Genomic DNA, 14,339 nt, shown 5'->3' with positions numbered 1-14,339 from the left:
GGGCGCCAGGCGTCCAGCACCTCGTCAAGGGCGTCGGCCCAGGCCAGCGCCGCCTGGGCGAAGTCAGGCCGACCCGCCATCAGCGCCGCGGCGGCCTCGCGCTCAGCCTGCGGCCAGCGGGCGGTCTCGCCGCCATAGGCCTCGGCCAGTTCCTCGAACCGCTCGGGGGTCATCTCGCCCATCTCATGGCTCCATCATGTCGCTGAGCGCCGCGCGCAAAGCCCGGCGGCCTCGCGACAACAGGCTCTCCAGGGCCTCGACGCTGACGCCCATCACGGCCGCCGCCTCGATATTGGTCAGGTCCTGGTAATGGCAAAGGGTCACCGCCTCGCGCTGGCGGTCCGGCAGGGCCTGCAGCGCCGCTGAAACCCTGCGGCCCACATCGGCGGCCTCCAGGCCTCGATCCGGGGCCGGGCCGTCGTCGGTCTGCTCCGGCGCGCCCTCCAGGGCCACCTCGCGTCGCCGCCGCAAGCGGTCGTAGCACAGGTTCAGGGCCACCCGGTGCAGCCAAGTGTCGAACCGCGCCGCGCCCGGCGTCCAGGACGGCGCCTGGCGCCAGGCCCGGATCATCGTCTCCTGGACCACGTCCTCGGCCTCGGCCGCCTCGCCCAACATCCGATGCGCCAGCGACATCAGCCGGGGCAGCTTGCGCGCGGCCAGCGCCCGCACGGCCGCCGGATCGCCGGAGGCCACGCGCCGCACCAGGGATTCGTCGGGATCGCTCGCCGCCAAGCCTTACCTCGCGCCGGCTAGGGCCGGACGACTGTCCCGCCTCAAGCCGGTCCACGCCGCATCTGGCGCAGGCCGGCCATCTCGGCCTTGCTGAGCCAGCCATCATGGTTGGCGTCCGACTTATCGAAGCGGTGCTTTAGGGCGTTTTCGAGTTCATCCCGTGTCAGGGCGCCGTCCTTGTTCCGGTCGACCCTGGCGAACATCCTATGGCTGGGACCGCCGGCGCCATCCCCCTTGGGAACCTTGGCTTGCGGCGGCGGGCCGCCCGGCCCGGGGCGCATGGCCTGCATCTCGGCCTGGGTGACCTTGCCATCGTGATTAGCGTCAGGCGCCATCATCCGCTTCAGGCCCAAGGCCTTGAACTCGGCGAAGGTCACCTTGCCGTCGTGCTTGGCGTCCGGGTCCGGCGGCGGGCCCATGCCGGGCTGCGGGCCCATCTGGGCCTGGGCCGCGGAGGCGCAGACCAGGAACATGGCGGAAAGAACCAGGCGCTTCATGCGAACATCCTCTTCGACGGCGCGCGGCCGTCCAGACTTCAACGGCCAAGCCGTAGAAGTCCGTCGCCGCCAAGGCGCGAGGATGTCGGACTCGTATCAGGTCCGGGACCCGTCTCGGGTCCCCCGGGGTCACCCCCGCAGGGTCAACCCCCGTGGGTCAACCCAGGTCCAGGCTGCTCTCGGCGACGCCACCCTTGGCGACCCGCACGCCCAGGAAACGCATTTCGCCATCCAGATAGCTGATATCGGCCACCGGCGTGGTCGGATCGCGGCTCATCAGGGTCGCGTCGCGCAGGGTCAGCCGCAGCAGCATCTGCGCACGGTCGGCGCCATCGGCGGCCGCGGCCTCGATCTGGGGACGGAAGCGGGCGTCGGGCCGCGCGTTGGTGGTCAGAGTGTTACGCGCCATCAGGCCCCCCAGAATCCGTGTTCGCCAAGGATGCGCACCTGACAGGCGCGTCCACTGTCCATGATTGCGCGGGCCTGTCGATTGGCCGCCGCCTTGGCGACTTCCTTGTCGGGCGAGTGGCCGAATTGCTGGCCATCCTGCTCGACGCACCAGAGGCTTTCCAGTCGTGTGACGGTCAGGACCGCCCTGTCAGAAACCATGCGCATGCCAAGTTCTTAACATGTAAGGCGCCAGCCACTTCCGAATAATTTTACAAATATTCCTTGCTAATCTCCCGAATTGTGCGCACCGATGGTATGTCAAATATCGTTTTGGACCGCCTCTCACGCGGCTTGAGATTATTAGTCTCAATGCCTGTTCGTCGCAGACCCTCTCCGAAAATTTGATCTCACAGCCCAGTCTTGGGCGTGAGAACTCATGTCCGAAAGGGACTCCTATGCAAAACGGCACCGTGAAGTGGTTCAATGGCACTAAGGGCTTTGGTTTCATCTCGCCGGAAGATGGCGGCGCGGACGTGTTCGTGCACATCTCGGCGGTGGAACGCGCCGGCATGTCCCAGCTCGTCGAAGGCCAGAAGATCGGCTTCGAACTGGAACGTGACCGCAAGAGCGGCAAGATGGCGGCCGCCCAGCTCCAGCTGGCCTAACGCCTTATCGGAGCGGCTCTGCGCAGCCGCTCCAAACCGGTGTGGACGGCGCTGGCCTGCGGGTTAGTCTGCCGTCCATGCTGACCGGAACCTGCCACTGCGGCTCGGCCCGTTGGACGCTTCAGGGCGATCCGGGCTCCATCACCGCCTGCAACTGCACCCTCTGCCGCCGCTATGGCGCGCTCTGGGCCTACGATTACGAAGACGAGCGCATCCGCCTGGAAGGCGAGACCGCCGCCTATCGCCGCGTCGGCAAGGCCGATCCCGCCCTGGAAATCCGCTTCTGTCCCAAATGCGCCGGCGTGCTGGCCTGGCGCGGCCTGCGCCTGCAGGCTGACGGGCGGCGCCGCATCGCGGTCAATGTGCGCCTGGCCGAGCCCGACCTGGTGGCCGACCTCGACATCGACCACTTCGACGGCCTCGTCACCTTCGACGACCTGCCCCGCGACGGGCGGTGCGTGAAGGACCTGTGGTTCTAGATCTTTCGGCCGCAGATCATCTCCACCGGCCCCATCGCGCGCGCCGAGTTCAGGGGCCAGGGCATACGCAGCGCCTTCGCCAGCGGCTCGACGGAAAGCTCCGTCGCCCGGTTCAACACCCTTTCAAGCCGTTCGCGCGGGCCATAGTCCCCAGGCGCCGCGAAGCGGTCGACCAGCACGAACCGGCCGCCAGGCCGCAGGACCCTCAGGGCCTCGCCGACGGCCAGCAAGGGGCCGCGCTCATGGGCGCCCTTCGGCGCGCGAACCTCGTGGAAACACATCACCGAGACCACCAGGTCGAAACTGGCGTCCTCGAACTCCAGGCGCCCGGCGTCCATCCGCCGAAAAGTCCCGGCTGCGCCGAGCTCGGCGAGGCGCGCTTCGCAGGCGGCCTGGGCGAAGTCCCAGCCTGTTCCCCAGTAGTCGACGCCCGTGAGCGACACACCTGGGCTCCGCTGCCACATGGCGACGAGGAGACTGGCGTCACCGCAGCCGATATCCAGCAGCCGCCCGACCGCGTCACGCGGCAGATCGAGCCGGTCAACCACGGCCTGATGAATGCGGTCCCGCCAGCCTCCGCTCAGCTGCCGACGGACGCTCGCCATCATGAAGCCGGCCCAGGCCAGGGCCGCCGCCGGGAGCAGGAACACAAACAGCGGGGCGCGCCAGGCGCCGCCCAGGCCGCCGATCAGGGCGAACCCCGCGGCCAGAGCCAGGACGAACCACAGGCGGCGGCGGGGGATCCAGTCGGCGGCGGCCGTCGTCATGGCTGGCGCTCCGCCCACAGGTCGGCCAGAGCCGGGCTCATCCGCTCCAAATGGCGGGACCAGTCGGCGTTCAGCGCCGCCAGCGGATAGTCCGGACCGCAAAGCCCCAGCGGAAACGGAGGCTCGTCGCGGACAACAGTGCGATACCAGGCGGGGGCGGTCTCCACGCACCGCCAGGCGGCTTCACGCGGGCCCAGGCCCGGCTCGGTCAGGTAGGCGAAGAGCCGCATGTGAAAATCCCCCAGGCTCGCGGCCCGCGCTGGCAGGTCCCAGGCCTCGGCAAGACGTTTGCGGGTGGCGGCGTCCACCTCGTCGGAAGGGAAGATCAGCACCAACCGGCCAAGGCCGGCTGAAGCCAGGGCCGGCCCCAATCGATCGTCAGCGGTCCGCGCGCCAATCCAGACCGATCTCTGCAAGGGCCGAAACCCGAAGCGCTGGAACACCTCCCGGATCTGGGACAACTGCCCTGCGCCTACGCCCTCGCTTACAACAACCAGGACATAGCCGGGCAGCCGGCGCCGCAGGGCGCGCGCCGAAGCCGCCTCCTCCTGCGCCAACGGCCCCAGCCTGTAGCGGCCCTCATCGGCCTCAAGCGCGCCGACAGCGCAGGCCCGGCTAAGCGCTGTGCGCAAAGCCCCGTCGCTGATCCCACACCGCCGCGCCAGCCGCCGCATCAGAGCCAGGTTGGGCGCAGGCTCCCGCTTCAAGCCCGGATGCGCCCACTGCAGCACCGGCATGGCGTGCGCCACCTCGCTCGCCGACATCGGCAACAGAGAATCTGTTACGCTAAGACTCGTCATAACGACACAATGCGTAACAATCTCACGCAGTGTCAACCTGCGACCGTCCGGCGGACGGCGGACGGCGCTGCTAGGACAGAGGTCCTACTTCCTCACAAACGCACAGAGCTTGTTGCCGTCCGGATCGCGCACATAGGCGGCGTAGAACACCGGGTTCATCCCCTCGCGCACCCCGGGCGGGCCTTCGCAGACGCCGTCATTGGCGAGCGCAGCGGCATGGAAGCCGTCCACCCCGGCCCGATCCTCGGCCAGGAAGGCCAGCATGGTCCCGTTCCCGTGGGTGGCCTGCGACTTATCGAACGGCTGGGTCAGGAAGAACTTCGCCCGGTCGCCGGGCCGGCTGTAGCCCGTCCAGGTCGGGCTGGTCGCATCCCGCTTGCCCCCCAGCGGCGCAAACACCGCGTCATAGAACCGGATCGCCCGGTCCATATCGTTCACCCCGAGCGTCGTGTAGGCGATCATTGCTGGTTCCTTCCCGTCCCTTGAGCCTCATATTGCGCTGGAACCGGGCCCGGGGAAATCCGCTCAGCCGCAAAGGTCGCGCACACACCCCCGTAGCCAGCGGTGCGCCGGATCGGTGTCCAGGCGCGGATGCCAGAGCATGGAGACCGTGAAAGTCGGCGCCGCGAGCGGCAGGCGGAAGCTGACCATGCCCTCCCGCAGCAGCGCGGTATGGCGGTCCGGTACGGTCGCCACCAGGTCCGCCGCCCGCGCCAGGGCCACCGCGGCCGCAAAGCCGCCCACGGCGACCGCGGCCCGGCGAGTGAGACCTTCCGGGAGGAAGGGCGTCTCCACCGCGTCCTCGTCGCGCCCGCTGCGCGTGACGATCACGTGTCGGGCCTGGGCGTAGTCCGCCACCGAGACATCACCCGCCGCCAACGGATGTTCAGCCCGCACCACCCCCACCAGATGGTCGCGGAAGAGCGCCTGGCTGATCAGTTCAGGGGCCGTGCGCGCCTCGATCACGCCGGTTTCCAGATCGACCCGCCCCTCCCGCAGGGCCGAACTGTCCTTGTCAGCCTTGGACAGAAAATTCAGGCGCATCCGCGGCGCCGTCCGGGCGAGCCGGGCCAGCAGGTCCGGCCCAAAGTTCTCCAGGAAGCCGTCGCTGACCCGCAGGGTGAAGACCCGGTCCAGGGTCGCGAGGTCCTGCTGCTCCACGGGCCTCAGGACCGCCTGGGCGGCTTCGACCAGTCCGCGGGCCTGGGCGCGCAGGGCTTGCGCCCGAGGGGTAGGGGTCAGTCCCCGCCCCGACCGCACCAGCAGCGGGTCCCCCGTCGCCTCGCGCAGCCGCGCCAGGGTCCGGCTCGCCGCCGAAGGACTTAGGCGAAGGCGGCGCGCCGCACGCGCGACGCTGCCCTCTTCCAACAGGACGTCGAGGGCGATCAGCAAGTTGAGGTCGGGTGTCGACATGCGCGCTCCAGCCCTAGCGAATATATATAGCGCTGGACGCACGAATAGAGTGCAATTGCTGCGTATTCCGCCAGGTTTTCGCTAGGCCTAGCTTCCGGTCGACCCAAACCGACGGAGGCCATGATGTCCCAATCCACCCTCGACCAAGCCCTTGCGACGATCCAGGCGGCGTGGCGCCCCCTGGACAGCGATCTGATCGGCGCCTGCCTGCGCGCCCTGGAGCAGTTGGCTGGCGCAACCGTGAGCGAGCCGTGGCTCGCCGAACTCCATGAGCGCCGCCCAGCGTCCACCGAACTGGCGCGTCACCCTGAGCACGGCTTCGTGTTGCTGGCTCATGCCGAGCCCCCTGGCCTCTACCGCCCGCCTCACGACCATGGCCGCGCCTGGGTGGTCTACGCGGTGCAGTCGGGCGCGATGGAGGTACGCACCTTTATCCGGGTGATGGACGCTTCCGGTTTGCCGCGACTGATCCAGCGAGACAGCACGGTGCTTGGGCCCGGCGAGGCCCGCGCCTATCTGCCCGGCGACATTCACGACACTCGCGCCCTAGACGAGGGGGCGCTGCAGTTCCGCTTCACCGAGCGCGATCTTCGCGCCGAAGATCGTGGCGGCCGGATGGCCCGCTATGACCGCCCCCAGGACGGCTGGAGCATCGCGCTGTGACGGCCGTTTTCGCGGTCCTGTCGGCCATGAGCCTGGTGGTCCTCGACGCCGGCATGCTCAATGTCGCCCTGCCCGTCCTGTCCGAACGCCTGGCCGTCGCACCGTCGCAGGCGATCCTGACGGTGACCGCCTACCAGGCGGGACTGGTCATGGCCTTGTTGCCGGCCGGCGCCCTGGGCGAGCGGTTCGGTCTGCGCCGCATCTTTGTCCTGGGCGTCAGCCTCTTCGCCCTGGCCTCGCTGGCCTGCGCTGCGGCCCCCGGTCTCGGATGGCTCGTGGCGGCGCGCCTAATTCAGGGCCTGGGCGGGGCGGCGGTGATGGCCCTAGGGGTCGCCCTCCTGCGCCAGGCTCTGCCGCCGGATCGTCTGGGCGCGGCCATCGGATGGAACGCGCTCACCGTCGCCCTGGCCTCGGCGACGGCCCCGGCCCTCGGCGCCGCCATCCTGGCGGCCGCCAGCTGGCGAGGCCTGTTTCTCGCCAACCTGCCCATCGTCGCCCTCAGCCTGCTGGCCGCCCGCGGCCTGCCCGCCGGCCGAGGTGCGGTCAGGCGGATCGACCCTGTCGCCATGCTGCTCAACGCCACTGGCTTCGGGTTCTTCATCCTGGCCGTGGCGCGGGCGCCGACCCATCCGATCCAAGCCGCTCTCGCCGCCGCCGCAGGCCTCGTCGGCTTCGTCCTTCTGGTGCGTCGGGAGACCGGCAAGGTGGCGCCACTGATCCCGCTGGACCTGTTGCGCCAGCCGACCTTCCGGCTGTCGGTCGCCGCCTCGATCTGTTGCTTCATGGGCCAGGCCCTGGGCCTGCTCAGCCTGCCCTTCCTGTTGCATCAGCAGGGCTTCGATCCCCTGGCGACGGGCCTGCGCCTTATGGTCTGGCCCCTGGCGGTGGCGCTCACCGCGCCAGTAGCCGGACGGCTGGCGGACCGGCTTTCCACCGACGGGCTTTGCGCCGCCGGCGGGACAACACTGAGCCTCGGGCTTGCTGGGGCCGCCCTCGCGCCACCGGGCCTGACCCTAATTTGTCTGGGCCTGTCCGGTGTGGGCTTCGGGCTCTTCCAGTCGCCCAACAATCGCAACCTGTTCCTGTCCGCCCCGGCAGATCGCAGCGGCGCGGCGGGGGGACTGCAGGCCACCGCCCGCGTCACCGGTCAGACCCTGGGCTCCCTCGCCGCCACAGTCCTGTTCGGCCTAGGATCGGAGGCGCCATCCCTCGCCCTTGGCCTCGGGGCCGCCTTGGCGCTGACGGCCGGCTGCGTCAGCCTGGCGCGTGGCGCGCCATCTCAGCGGTCCACCACCGCCTCATAGGCCGCCCGCGCCGCGGTCCTGGCCCGCTCCAGCTTGGCCCGCAGCGCCTTCAGGTCGCGCGCGCCGCCGGCCTTGGCCAGCAGCAGGCGGAAGCCCTTGGGTTCCTGGGCGATGTCCTCGGCGCCGGTGAGGGCCAGCTTCATCAGCTGGGTCAGGTCCTGCTCCAGCCGCCAGGCGGCGCGCAGGGCCGCGATGGGCTTTTCCGGGGCCAGTCCCACAGCCTCAAGCCGCGCCAGGGCCTCGGCGGTGTTGCAGCTCAAGGGGCCGCCGTCGGCGGCGTGGGCTAGCTGCAGGAACTGGGCGGCGAACTCGATGTCCACCAGGCCGCCGGGCGACAGCTTCAGGTCCCACAGCCCCTTGGGCGGCCGCTCGCGCTCCATCAGCTCGCGCATCTCGCGCACGTCGGCGGCGGTGCGGGCCCGGTCGCGGCGGCGACGCAGGGCGGTCTCGATGGCCCGGGCCGCATCCTGCGCGAAGCCCTCGCTGGTCGACCAGACCACCCGCGCGCGGGTCAGGGCCATCAGCTCCCAGGTTTCGGCCTCGCGCTCGTAATAGTCCTCGAAGGCCGCATAGCTCACCGCCACCGGCCCCTTGGTGCCGGAGGGGCGCAACTGCATGTCCACCTCGTAGAGCTCGCCCTCCCCGGTCGGCGTCGACAGGGCCGCGATCAGTCGCTGGGTGAAGCGTCCATAGAACAGCTCAGCCCCCCAGCCCTTCGCCGCCGAGACCGCCGCAGGATCATCAGCTCGATAGAGGGTCATCAGGTCGAGGTCGGAGCCGGCGCTCATCTCCCGCGAGCCGCACTTGCCAAGGGCGACCACCGCCACTTGGCCGGGGAAGGCCCCGCCCAGGCGCTGCGCCTCCGCCAGGGCGACGGGCCCCAGGGCCTGGATGCACAGGTCGGCCAGGTCGGCGAAGGCCGCGCCCGCCGTCTCGGCGCTGGCCGAGCCGCTCATCACCTGCACGCCCACCCGGAAGGTCTGCTCCCGGTGCGCCCGGCGGACCACGTCCATGGCCGCCTCAAAACCGTCGGCCTCCTCCAGGGATCGGGCCAGGGCGGCGCGCTCCTGGGCCATGTCGATGGCGTGGAAGAAGCCGCCGTCCAGCATGGCGTCGATCGCCGCCGGCCGCCGCGCCAGGGTCGAGGCCAGGCGCGGCGCATAGGCCATCACCTGCACCACCAGCTCGAACAGGGCCGGCTGGGCCAGGAACAGGGACTGCAGCTGCACGCCGGTGGACAGGCGGCTGAAAAAGTCGGCGAAGCGGTTGAAGGCGGCGTCGGCCGAGCCTGTCGCCTGGGCCGCGTCCAGCAGCCTGGGCGCCAGCCGCGTGAACAGCTCCCGGCCCCGCTCGGTGCGGGTGGCGGCGATATGGCCGTGATGCCAGCCGCGGATGGTCTGCGACACCCGGGGTGGATTGGAAAAGCCCATGCGGGCCAGGGTCGACAGGGTCTCCGGATCGTCCTCGACGCCAGTGAAGATCAGGCTGCCGAACTTGGACGACAGCGGCTCCTCGTCAGGGAACAGCTCGCCATAGCGGCCATTCACGGTCTTCAGGGTGCGCTCGATCTGGGCGTCAAAGCTGCGCAGCAGGCGATGGCCATAGAGGGCGGCGACGCGCTTGCGCTCATTGTCGCTCTCCGGCAGCCGGTGGGTCTGCTCGTCGGCCAACATCTGGATGCGGTGCTCCACGGCCCGCAGCTCGTGATAGGCCGTGGTCAGCTCCGCGCAGGCCTTGTCGGCCACATGGCCGGCGGCGCGCAGGGCCTCCAGCGCCTCCAGGGTGCGGCGGTTGCGCAGGTCCGGATGCCGGCCGCCCAGGATCAGCTGCTGGGTCTGGACGTAGAACTCTATCTCGCGAATGCCGCCCCGGCCGAGCTTCAGATCCATGCCCTTGGCGGTCAGCCGGTCGTCGACCTTGTGCACATGGATCTGACGCTTGATCGAATGGATGTCGGCGATGGCCGCGAAGTCCAGGTTCTTGCGCCACACGAACGGGATCAGCTCGGTCAGGAAGGCCTGCGCCCGGGGCAGGTCGCCGGCGCAGGCGCGGGCCTTGATGAAGGCCGCCCGCTCCCAGTTCTGGCCGACGCTCTCATAGTAGTCGAGCGCCGCCGGCACCGGCACAGCCGGCGGGGTCGACCCCGGGTCGGGGCGCAGGCGCAGGTCGACGCGGAACACATAGCCGTCCGCCGTCCGGTCCTGCATCAGGTCGGCCAGCCGGTGGGTCAGGCGAACGCAGAAGGCCTGGCTCTCCACGCCTTCGGCCAGGGGGAGGTCGTCGGGCTCGTAGAAGACCGAGATGTCGATGTCGCTGGAATAGTTCAGCTCATAGGCGCCGTGCTTGCCCATGGCGATGCAGAAATAGCCCGGCACCGGGCCGTGCTCCCCGTGCGGCGGCGGGATCAGCCGGCCGGCCGCGGTCTCCTCTTGGGCGGCGACCCGCAGGGCGGCCTGCAGGGCGGCGTCGCCGAAGCGGGCGAGCGCGCCGGTCACCGCGTCCAGGTCCCAGGCGCCGGCCAGGTCCGCCAGGGCGATCAGCAGGTGGGCCTCGGCCTTCAAGGTCCGCAAGCCAGCCTTGGCGACGGCCGGATCAGCGCCGCCGATGCCCTCGGTGCGCGCCAGCAGGTCCTCGAACCGCGCCTCGGGGTTCGCCTGCAGCAGGGCGGCCAGCCGCGCGGGGTCCCGGCGCGCCAGGCTGGTCAGGTAGGAGGAGGCGCCGAACACCGGCTCCAGGGCCGGCCAGGCCTGCTCGAACACCGCCTGGTCCTCCGGCGCCTGGGCGCCGAGCCAGGTCCGGGCCCGCTCGGCGGCCTTGGGGTCATGGACGGGGCCGCAAGGGGCGATACGGTCGATCAGACGAGTCATGGCGTCTGAGCTTAGCACCCGCGCCCGGATGCGCGCGGCTTTGGATCAAGCCCTGCAAGGTCTCAGGCCTAAGTCAGCCTCAGGCCCTGGGCAGGATCAGGGCGACCCTCAGGCCTGGCCCCATCTCGCCCACCCGCCCGGGGCCTTCGGACAGCTCCAGCCGCCCGCCATGGGCCTCGGCCACCGCGGCCACCAGGGACAGGCCCAGGCCCGAGCCGGGTTCATTGCGGCTGTTCTCCAGCCGCACGAACCGCTGGACCACCCGCTCGCGGTCCTCATCGGGCACACCGGGCCCGGTGTCGGTCACCGAGAACTCCACCTCGCCGGAGGACCGGCGGCGGACCCGCAGCATGATGGCGCCCCCCGGCGGGGTGTACTTCACGGCATTGTCCAGGATGTTGGCCAGGGCCTGGGCCAGGAACTCCTGGTTGCCGCGCACGGTCAGGTCCGGGGTCAACTCGGCCCTGAAGTCCAGCCCCTTGTCCTCGCACACCGGCTCGTACAGCTCAGCGATGTCGCCAGCGAAGGCGGCGGGGTCCAGAGGGGCGGGATTGGGCGCCTGGCCGGCGGCCTGCAGCCGGGCGATGGCCAGCACGGCGGCGAAGGTCTTCAGCACCCCATCGGTGTCGTCCAGGGCCTGGGCCAGGGCTTCCTCAGCGTTGCCCTTGCCGGCCTCCACATCCAGGTAGGCGGCCTCCAGGCGGGCGCGCAGACGGGTGAGCGGCGATCTCAAGTCGTGGGCGATGGCGTCGCCGGCGTGGCGGTGGGCGGCCATGGACCGCTCCAGCCGGTCCAGCATCTCGTTCATGCCCTCGGCCAGTTCGTCGAACTCGTCGCGGGCGCCGCGCACATGGGCGCGGGCGGCCAGGTCGCCGTTGCGCACGGCGGCCACCACCTCGGTCAGGGCGGTCATGCTGCGGCTGACATTGCGGCTGACCAGCACCCCGCCCATCAGGCCCAGCACGATGATCAGCGCCCCGGCGCCCCACAGGGCGCGGACGATCTTCAGGACATAGGCCTCGTCCTCGCCGATGTCGGCGCCGACGAACAGGATCTCGCCGCCGCTCATCCGCTCCTGCAGGCCGCGAGCCGGATGCTTGACCTCCCGGCCCTGGACGTCGACGTCGGTGACCGAAAAGCTCTGCCAGGTCGGCTTGCCGTCGAAACTGTCCAGCGGGCTTTCGGCGATGGAGCCGGAGATCCGCTCGCCGTTGGGCTTCATCAGCAGATAGAGGAACGGCCGCTCGCTGGCCGCCCGCTCGATCAGGGACTGGTTGAGGGCGTCCATGCCGGCCCGCGCATAGGCCGCCTCCAGGGACCGCATCTCGCGGGTGATCTCCTGGTCGGTGCGCCGCTGCGCCTCACCCGCCGTCGCCACATAGATGTAGGCCAGGAAGGCGCTGGCCGCCGCGGCGAACAGGGCCAGGAACAGCAGGGTTAGCCGGAACGGCGTCGTCCGGAACAGGCGCGGCAGGCGCATCCGGGTCGGCGCCAAGGGATCAGGCGTCCAGCCGGTACCCGGCGCCGCGCACCGTCTGCAGCATGGGCCGGTCGAAGCCCTTGTCGATCTTGGAGCGCAGCCGGGAGATGTGGACGTCGATCACATTGGTCTGCGGATCGAAGTGGTACTCCCAGACCTTCTCCAGCAGCATGGTGCGGGTCACCGACTGGCCGGCGTGGCGCATCATGAATTCCAGCAGCTGGAACTCCCGGGGCTGGAGGTCGATCTCCTTGCCCTGGCGATGCACGGTGCGGCCGATCAGGTCCATCTCCAGCTCGCCGACCCGCAGCAGGGTCTGGACCGAGCCGGTCTCCCGACGCCGCGCCAAGGCTTCCACCCGGGCGCTCAGCTCGGCGAAGGCGTAGGGCTTGACCAGGTAGTCGTCGCCACCGGCCTTCAGGCCCGCCACGCGGTCATTGATCTCGCCGAGCGCCGACAGGAAGAGGACCGGGGTCTGGTCCCCCTCCCGGCGCAGGGTCTCCACGAGGGTGACTCCGTCCATCTTCGGCATCATGCGGTCGACGATCATCACGTCGAACTCGCCGTCGCGGGCGGCCTTCAGCCCCTCTTCGCCGTCCGGCGAGTGGGTGCAGTCATTGCCGCCCTCGGTCAGGCCGCGAACCATCGCCTCGGCCGCCTCAAGGTCATCCTCGACGATCAGAATCCGCATGGTTCGCCCCCTGGTCGTCTAAGAGTTAGCCGGAAACCTTGATCGGCAGGAAGAGGGTCCGGCCCTGGCGGTGCACGCCCACCAGGATGCTGGGCCGTCCGGCCTTCTTGGCGGCGTCCACCGCCGCGGCCACGTCCGAGGCCGAAGCCACGTCGCGGTCGCCGGCCCGGACGATCACGTCATCCTTGCGCAGGCCCTTGGCGGCGGCGTCGGAGGACTGGTCCAGGCTGGTGACCACCGCGCCACGGACGCCGGCGTCGAGGCCGATCCGGCGACGGGTCGCCTCGTCCAGCGGCGCGAGCGACATGCCCGCCACCACCGGATTCTTCGGCGTCACCGCGCCGGGACCGGCGTCGTCGCCGCCTTGGTTGCGGTTGTCATTGGCCGCCAGCTGGGCCTCGCTCGGGCGGGTGCCGGAACGGACCTCGATCACCCGGCGCTTGCCGTCGCGGATCACGTCCAGCTTCAGCACGTCGCCGGCGCGGGCCTTGGCCACTTCGCGAGTCAGCTCGGAGGAGGTGCGGACGGTCACGCCATTGACCGAGACGACCACGTCGCCCGGCTGCAGGCCGGCCTTGGCCGAGGGGCCGCCGGGAACCAGGTCGGCGACGATGGCGCCCTTCTGGCCGGCCAGGCCCTGGGCCTCCGCCATCTCGCTGGTGAAGTTCTGGATGGTCGCGCCGATATAGCCGCGGGCGACCTTGCCGCCGGCGATCAGCTGCTTGGTGATGGTCTCGGCCACGTCCGCCGGGATCGCAAAGCCGATGCCGACCGAGCCGCCGGTGGGCGAGAAGATCGCCGTGTTCACCCCGATCACCCGGCCATAGATGTCGAAGGTCGGCCCGCCGGAGTTGCCCCGGTTGATGGGGGCGTCGATCTGGATGTAGTCGACGAAGGTCTCGCCGATGTCGCGGCCATAAGCCGAAATGATGCCGGCCGTGGCGGTGCCGCCCAGGCCGAAGGGATTGCCGACCGCGATCACCCAGTCGCCGACCCGCGGCTTGGCCGAGTTCTCGAAGTCCACATAGGTGAAGTTGGAGCCCTTGACCTTGATCACGGCCAGGTCGGTGCCTTCGTCGCGGCCGATCACCACGGCGTCCAGCTCGCGCTCGTCCTTCAGCACCACCTTGATGGTGTCGGCGTTCTCGACCACGTGGTTGTTGGTGACGATGTAGCCGTCCGACGAGATGAAAAAGCCCGAGCCCGAGGACTGCTGGGTGGGCAGGCGGGGTTGGCCCTTGCCGTTGGGGGCCGCGTTGTTGTCGCCGCCCTCACCGTCCTCATCGGGCGCGCCGCGCGGCACGATGTCGAAGGGCAGGCCGGGGATCTGGCGGCGCAGGGCGCTCGCATCGACCTTGGAGGTCACATTGATCGACACGACGGCCGGCGACACCTTGTCGAAGATGTCGGCGAAGGACAGGGGCGCGCCCGGGGGCGGCGCGAAGATCGGCGCCGTGGAGGCCTTGATCAGGTAGGGCGTTTCCGCCTGGGCCGCCGGAAGCCGCATGCCGGCGCCCGCCATGGCGGCGGTGACAATGCCGGCGCCGGCGACGACGCCCAGGAGATAACCGGTCTTCTTCGAGCTCATAAG

At 70.2% G+C, this 14,339-nt stretch carries 16 protein-coding genes and 1 pseudogene; 4 read left to right on the top strand and 13 right to left on the bottom strand.

Features of this window, described 5'->3' with window-relative positions:
• The 5 genes and pseudogenes from ACFQ27_RS15110 to ACFQ27_RS15090 all read right to left on the bottom strand — a co-directional run.
• Window positions 1-182, bottom strand: a pseudogene (locus tag ACFQ27_RS15110) (hypothetical protein); the annotation flags it as partial.
• Between the two features lies 1 nt (window position 183).
• The gene (locus ACFQ27_RS15105; protein ID WP_377354171.1) at window positions 184-732 is read right to left on the bottom strand and encodes an RNA polymerase sigma factor; all 549 of its coding nucleotides are present in this window, start codon (window positions 730-732) and stop codon (window positions 184-186) included.
• A 41-nt stretch (window positions 733-773) separates the two neighbouring features.
• Window positions 774-1,229: an EF-hand domain-containing protein gene (locus ACFQ27_RS15100; RefSeq protein WP_377354170.1), complete on the bottom strand. Its 456-nt coding sequence runs from the start codon at window positions 1,227-1,229 to the stop codon at window positions 774-776.
• 157 nt (window positions 1,230-1,386) lie between these two features.
• Window positions 1,387-1,638 (bottom strand): hypothetical protein, encoded by a 252-nt coding sequence (locus ACFQ27_RS15095; protein WP_377354169.1) that lies wholly within the window; start codon window positions 1,636-1,638, stop codon window positions 1,387-1,389.
• Window positions 1,638-1,844 (bottom strand): hypothetical protein, encoded by a 207-nt coding sequence (locus tag ACFQ27_RS15090; protein WP_377354168.1) that lies wholly within the window; start codon window positions 1,842-1,844, stop codon window positions 1,638-1,640. The genes ACFQ27_RS15095 and ACFQ27_RS15090 overlap by 1 nt, the downstream gene beginning before the upstream one ends.
• Before the next feature lie 230 nt (window positions 1,845-2,074).
• Here ACFQ27_RS15090 and ACFQ27_RS15085 point away from each other — a divergent pair, with 230 nt between their 5' ends.
• Window positions 2,075-2,284, top strand: coding sequence for a cold-shock protein (locus tag ACFQ27_RS15085; protein ID WP_377354167.1), 210 nt, complete (start codon window positions 2,075-2,077; stop codon window positions 2,282-2,284).
• A 77-nt stretch (window positions 2,285-2,361) separates the two neighbouring features.
• Window positions 2,362-2,763 (top strand): GFA family protein, encoded by a 402-nt coding sequence (locus ACFQ27_RS15080; RefSeq protein WP_377354166.1) that lies wholly within the window; start codon window positions 2,362-2,364, stop codon window positions 2,761-2,763.
• On the opposite strand, the gene ACFQ27_RS15075 is transcribed toward ACFQ27_RS15080, so the two are convergent.
• The 4 genes from ACFQ27_RS15075 to ACFQ27_RS15060 form a co-directional block, all read right to left on the bottom strand.
• Entirely contained in the window at window positions 2,760-3,530 is a 771-nt protein-coding gene (locus ACFQ27_RS15075; protein WP_377354164.1) for a class I SAM-dependent methyltransferase, read from the bottom strand. The genes ACFQ27_RS15080 and ACFQ27_RS15075 overlap by 4 nt on opposite strands.
• Complete coding sequence (locus ACFQ27_RS15070) at window positions 3,527-4,300, bottom strand: hypothetical protein (protein ID WP_377354163.1); 774 nt, start codon at window positions 4,298-4,300, stop codon at window positions 3,527-3,529. Before ACFQ27_RS15070 ends, ACFQ27_RS15075 begins: the two co-directional genes overlap by 4 nt.
• Before the next feature lie 114 nt (window positions 4,301-4,414).
• Window positions 4,415-4,792: a VOC family protein gene (locus ACFQ27_RS15065; RefSeq protein ID WP_374347119.1), complete on the bottom strand. Its 378-nt coding sequence runs from the start codon at window positions 4,790-4,792 to the stop codon at window positions 4,415-4,417.
• Window positions 4,793-4,855: 63 nt separating this feature from the next.
• The gene (locus ACFQ27_RS15060; RefSeq protein ID WP_377354162.1) at window positions 4,856-5,743 is read right to left on the bottom strand and encodes a LysR family transcriptional regulator; all 888 of its coding nucleotides are present in this window, start codon (window positions 5,741-5,743) and stop codon (window positions 4,856-4,858) included.
• Between the two features lie 123 nt (window positions 5,744-5,866).
• On the opposite strand from ACFQ27_RS15060, the gene ACFQ27_RS15055 reads away from it, so the two are divergent.
• Complete coding sequence (locus tag ACFQ27_RS15055; RefSeq protein WP_377354161.1) at window positions 5,867-6,406, top strand: hypothetical protein; 540 nt, start codon at window positions 5,867-5,869, stop codon at window positions 6,404-6,406.
• Entirely contained in the window at window positions 6,403-7,710 is a 1,308-nt protein-coding gene (locus ACFQ27_RS15050; protein WP_377354160.1) for an MFS transporter, read from the top strand. The genes ACFQ27_RS15055 and ACFQ27_RS15050 overlap by 4 nt, the downstream gene beginning before the upstream one ends.
• On the opposite strand, the gene ACFQ27_RS15045 is transcribed toward ACFQ27_RS15050, so the two are convergent.
• The 4 genes from ACFQ27_RS15045 to ACFQ27_RS15030 all read right to left on the bottom strand — a co-directional run bounded on the left by ACFQ27_RS15045 (window position 7,686) and on the right by ACFQ27_RS15030 (window position 14,336).
• Window positions 7,686-10,577: a bifunctional [glutamine synthetase] adenylyltransferase/[glutamine synthetase]-adenylyl-L-tyrosine phosphorylase gene (locus tag ACFQ27_RS15045; protein WP_377354159.1), complete on the bottom strand. Its 2,892-nt coding sequence runs from the start codon at window positions 10,575-10,577 to the stop codon at window positions 7,686-7,688. The two genes, ACFQ27_RS15050 and ACFQ27_RS15045, sit on opposite strands and share 25 nt — an antisense overlap.
• A gap of 79 nt (window positions 10,578-10,656) precedes the next feature.
• On the bottom strand, window positions 10,657-12,057 hold the full coding sequence (locus ACFQ27_RS15040) for a sensor histidine kinase (protein ID WP_374347308.1): 1,401 nt from the start codon (window positions 12,055-12,057) through the stop codon (window positions 10,657-10,659).
• Window positions 12,058-12,076: 19 nt separating this feature from the next.
• On the bottom strand, window positions 12,077-12,748 hold the full coding sequence (locus ACFQ27_RS15035; RefSeq protein ID WP_374347110.1) for a response regulator transcription factor: 672 nt from the start codon (window positions 12,746-12,748) through the stop codon (window positions 12,077-12,079).
• 25 nt (window positions 12,749-12,773) lie between these two features.
• Complete coding sequence (locus ACFQ27_RS15030) at window positions 12,774-14,336, bottom strand: Do family serine endopeptidase (protein WP_377354158.1); 1,563 nt, start codon at window positions 14,334-14,336, stop codon at window positions 12,774-12,776.
• Window positions 14,337-14,339 lie beyond the last annotated feature (3 nt).

The sequence above is a fragment of the Phenylobacterium conjunctum genome (assembly GCF_042679085.1).
GTDB lineage: Bacteria > Pseudomonadota > Alphaproteobacteria > Caulobacterales > Caulobacteraceae > Phenylobacterium > Phenylobacterium conjunctum.
This window is presented reverse-complemented; position numbering and strand designations above follow the sequence as displayed.

Bases quoted from the DNA above. Each gene is read 5' to 3' on its own strand.
- ACFQ27_RS15100 (WP_377354170.1), bottom strand. From the start codon at position 1,229: ATGAAGCGCCTGGTTCTTTCCGCCATGTTCCTGGTCTGCGCCTCCGCG.
- ACFQ27_RS15095 (WP_377354169.1), bottom strand. From the start codon at position 1,638: ATGGCGCGTAACACTCTGACCACCAACGCGCGGCCCGACGCCCGCTTC.
- ACFQ27_RS15090 (WP_377354168.1), bottom strand. From the start codon at position 1,844: ATGCGCATGGTTTCTGACAGGGCGGTCCTGACCGTCACACGACTGGAA.
- ACFQ27_RS15085 (WP_377354167.1), top strand. From the start codon at position 2,075: ATGCAAAACGGCACCGTGAAGTGGTTCAATGGCACTAAGGGCTTTGGT.
- ACFQ27_RS15080 (WP_377354166.1), top strand. From the start codon at position 2,362: ATGCTGACCGGAACCTGCCACTGCGGCTCGGCCCGTTGGACGCTTCAG.
- ACFQ27_RS15075 (WP_377354164.1), bottom strand. From the start codon at position 3,530: ATGACGACGGCCGCCGCCGACTGGATCCCCCGCCGCCGCCTGTGGTTC.
- ACFQ27_RS15065 (WP_374347119.1), bottom strand. From the start codon at position 4,792: ATGATCGCCTACACGACGCTCGGGGTGAACGATATGGACCGGGCGATC.
- ACFQ27_RS15060 (WP_377354162.1), bottom strand. From the start codon at position 5,743: ATGTCGACACCCGACCTCAACTTGCTGATCGCCCTCGACGTCCTGTTG.
- ACFQ27_RS15055 (WP_377354161.1), top strand. From the start codon at position 5,867: ATGTCCCAATCCACCCTCGACCAAGCCCTTGCGACGATCCAGGCGGCG.
- ACFQ27_RS15045 (WP_377354159.1), bottom strand. From the start codon at position 10,577: ATGACTCGTCTGATCGACCGTATCGCCCCTTGCGGCCCCGTCCATGAC.
- ACFQ27_RS15040 (WP_374347308.1), bottom strand. From the start codon at position 12,057: ATGCGCCTGCCGCGCCTGTTCCGGACGACGCCGTTCCGGCTAACCCTG.
- ACFQ27_RS15035 (WP_374347110.1), bottom strand. From the start codon at position 12,748: ATGCGGATTCTGATCGTCGAGGATGACCTTGAGGCGGCCGAGGCGATG.
- ACFQ27_RS15030 (WP_377354158.1), bottom strand. From the start codon at position 14,336: ATGAGCTCGAAGAAGACCGGTTATCTCCTGGGCGTCGTCGCCGGCGCC.